At 68.0% G+C, this 2,481-nt stretch carries 3 protein-coding genes; all 3 read left to right on the top strand.

The window, feature by feature from the left end; genetic code table 11:
* Window positions 1–176 precede the first annotated feature (176 nt).
* Complete coding sequence (locus tag VFM98_RS09590; RefSeq protein ID WP_325109698.1) at window positions 177–1,010, top strand: ABC transporter ATP-binding protein; 834 nt, start codon at window positions 177–179, stop codon at window positions 1,008–1,010.
* Window positions 1,007–1,732, top strand: coding sequence for an ABC transporter ATP-binding protein (locus VFM98_RS09595; RefSeq protein WP_325109699.1), 726 nt, complete (start codon window positions 1,007–1,009; stop codon window positions 1,730–1,732). The genes VFM98_RS09590 and VFM98_RS09595 overlap by 4 nt, the downstream gene beginning before the upstream one ends.
* A partial coding sequence (locus VFM98_RS09600; protein ID WP_325109700.1) for a branched-chain amino acid ABC transporter permease occupies window positions 1,729–2,481 on the top strand: 753 nt, incomplete at its 3' end. The genes VFM98_RS09595 and VFM98_RS09600, both read left to right, overlap by 4 nt.

Genomic DNA, 2,481 nt, shown 5'->3' on the forward strand with positions numbered 1-2,481 from the left:
AGGACGCAATGGGTACGCAGAGGACGCAAAAGGGGAAGAAAGCAAACAAGAAGAAAGGACATCCTCTTGATGGATGTTCTTTTGCGTCCTCTGCGTATCTTTTGCGTCCTCTGCGTCCGGTAGTCCGCATTCGAGAGCGCCCGCAGAGGCGCCGCATTCCGACCCCGGGGAGCACCATGACCCAACTCGCCACCCGCGACCTGACCGTGCGATTCGGCGGCCACGTCGCCGTCAACGGCGTCACCTGCAGCTTCGAACCCGGCACGCTCACGGCGATCGTCGGCCCCAACGGGGCGGGCAAGACAACTTACTTCAACCTGATCTCCGGGCAGCTGAAGGCGAGCTCCGGCACCGTGACGCTCGGCGGGCGCGACCTGTCGAACGCCTCGGCCTCGCAGCGCACGCGCGCCGGCCTCGGCCGCGCCTTCCAGCTCACCAACCTGTTCCCGCGCCTCACCGTGCTGGAGAACGTGCGGCTCGCCGTGCAGGCCACCCGCGAGGGCGCGCACCGGCGCGGCCTGAACCTGTGGAGCGTGTGGACCGACCATGGCGACCTGCTCGCACGGGCCGACGCGATCCTCGAAGCGGTGGCGATGAAGGCGCGCGAGAACGAGATCGTCGCGACCCTGCCGCACGGGGACCAGCGCAAGCTCGAAGTGGCGCTGCTGATGGCGCTGGAGCCGCAGGTCTACATGTTCGACGAGCCCACCGCGGGCATGAACCACGCGGAAGCGCCCGTGATCCTGGACCTGATCCGGCGGCTGAAGGCAGACCGCACGAAGACCATCCTGCTGGTGGAGCACAAGATGGACGTGGTGCGCGAACTGGCGGACCGGATCATCGTGCTGCACAACGGGACGCTGGTTGCGGATGGCGCTCCCGCGGACGTCATCGCCTCGCCCATCGTCCAGGAAGCGTACCTGGGGCTGGCGCCCCAGGACGCCTCCGAGCGCGAAAAGGCTCCCCCCCACCCCAACCCTCCCCCTCGAGGGGGAGGGCTTTCGGCATGAACGAAGCGCTCCTCACCCTCTCCGGCGTCCAGACCCACATCGGCGCGTACCACATCCTGCACGGCGTCGACCTCGCCGTGCCGCGCGGGCAGCTCACCATGCTGCTGGGGCGCAACGGCGCCGGCAAGACCACGACGCTGCGCACCATCATGGGCCTGTGGCGCGCCTCGGCCGGGCGCATCGTCTTTGGCAGCGAGGACATCACGCGCGATGCGACGCCGCAGATCGCCGCCCGCGGCATCGCCTACGTGCCCGAGAACATGGGCATCTTCGCCGACCTCACGGTGAAGGAGAACATGCTGCTGGCCGCCCGCGGTGCGCGCCACGCCCGGCAGATGGACGAACAGCGCCTGCAGTGGATCTTCTCGCTCTTCCCCGCGGTGGAGAAGTTCTGGAACCACCCGGCCGGCAAGCTCTCCGGCGGCCAGAAGCAGATGCTGGCCGTGGCGCGTGCGATCGTCGAGCCGCGCGAACTGCTGATCGTCGACGAGCCGAGCAAGGGCCTCGCGCCGGCCATCATCAACAACATGATCGACGCCTTCGCGCAGCTCAAGGCGAGCGGCGTCACGATCCTGCTGGTCGAACAGAACATCAACTTCGCCCGCCGCCTCGGCGACACGGTGGCCGTGATGGACAACGGCGTCGTGGTGCACGCCGGCTCCATGCAGGCGCTGGCAGAGAACGAGGAATTGCAGCAGGAGCTGCTGGGGCTGGCGCTATGAACTGGAAAGACTTCGACTGGAAGCCGCTGGCGCTGGTGCCGCTGCTCGCGCTGGTGGTGTTCCCCTTCGTCGGCTCGACCTCCACCTGGCTCACGCTCACCATCGCGGGCCTCGCGATGGGCATGATCGTCTTCATCATCGCCTCGGGCCTCACGCTGGTGTTCGGGCTGATGGACGTGCTGAACTTCGGCCACGGCGTCTTCATCGCGCTCGGCGCCTTCGTCGCCACCAGCGTGCTCGGCGCCATGGGCGACTACACCAACTCCGCCAGCCTCTGGCGCAACATGCTGGCGGTGCTGCCGGCCATGGTCGTGGCCATGCTGGTGGCCGGCGCGATCGGGCTCGCCTTCGAGCGCTTCATCGTGCGGCCGGTCTACGGCAACCACCTGAAGCAGATCCTGATCACGATGGGGGGGATGATCATCGGCGAGGAGCTGATCAAGGTCATCTGGGGCCCGCTGCAGATCCCGCTGCCGCTGCCGGAGGGCATGCGGGGCACGCTGCTGCTGGGCGATGCGGTGGTCGAGAAATACCGCCTGGTCGCCGTGGCGGTCGGCGCGATCGTGTTCGGCGCGCTGCTGTGGACGCTCACGCGCACCAAGATCGGTCTGCTGATCCGCGCCGGCGTGCAGGACCGCGAGATGGTGGAGTCGCTCGGCTACCGCATCCGCGTGCTGTTCGTGGGCGTGTTCGCCGTCGGCAGCGCGCTCGCTGGCCTGGGCGGCGTGATGTGGGGCCTGTACCAGCAG

The organism is Ramlibacter sp. (assembly GCF_035706265.1).
Taxonomy (GTDB): domain Bacteria; phylum Pseudomonadota; class Gammaproteobacteria; order Burkholderiales; family Burkholderiaceae_C; genus Ramlibacter.

Excerpts from the sequence above, each read along its gene's own strand:
- VFM98_RS09590 (WP_325109698.1), top strand. The coding sequence starts at position 177 with ATGACCCAACTCGCCACCCGCGACCTGACCGTGCGATTCGGCGGCCAC.
- VFM98_RS09595 (WP_325109699.1), top strand. The coding sequence starts at position 1,007 with ATGAACGAAGCGCTCCTCACCCTCTCCGGCGTCCAGACCCACATCGGC.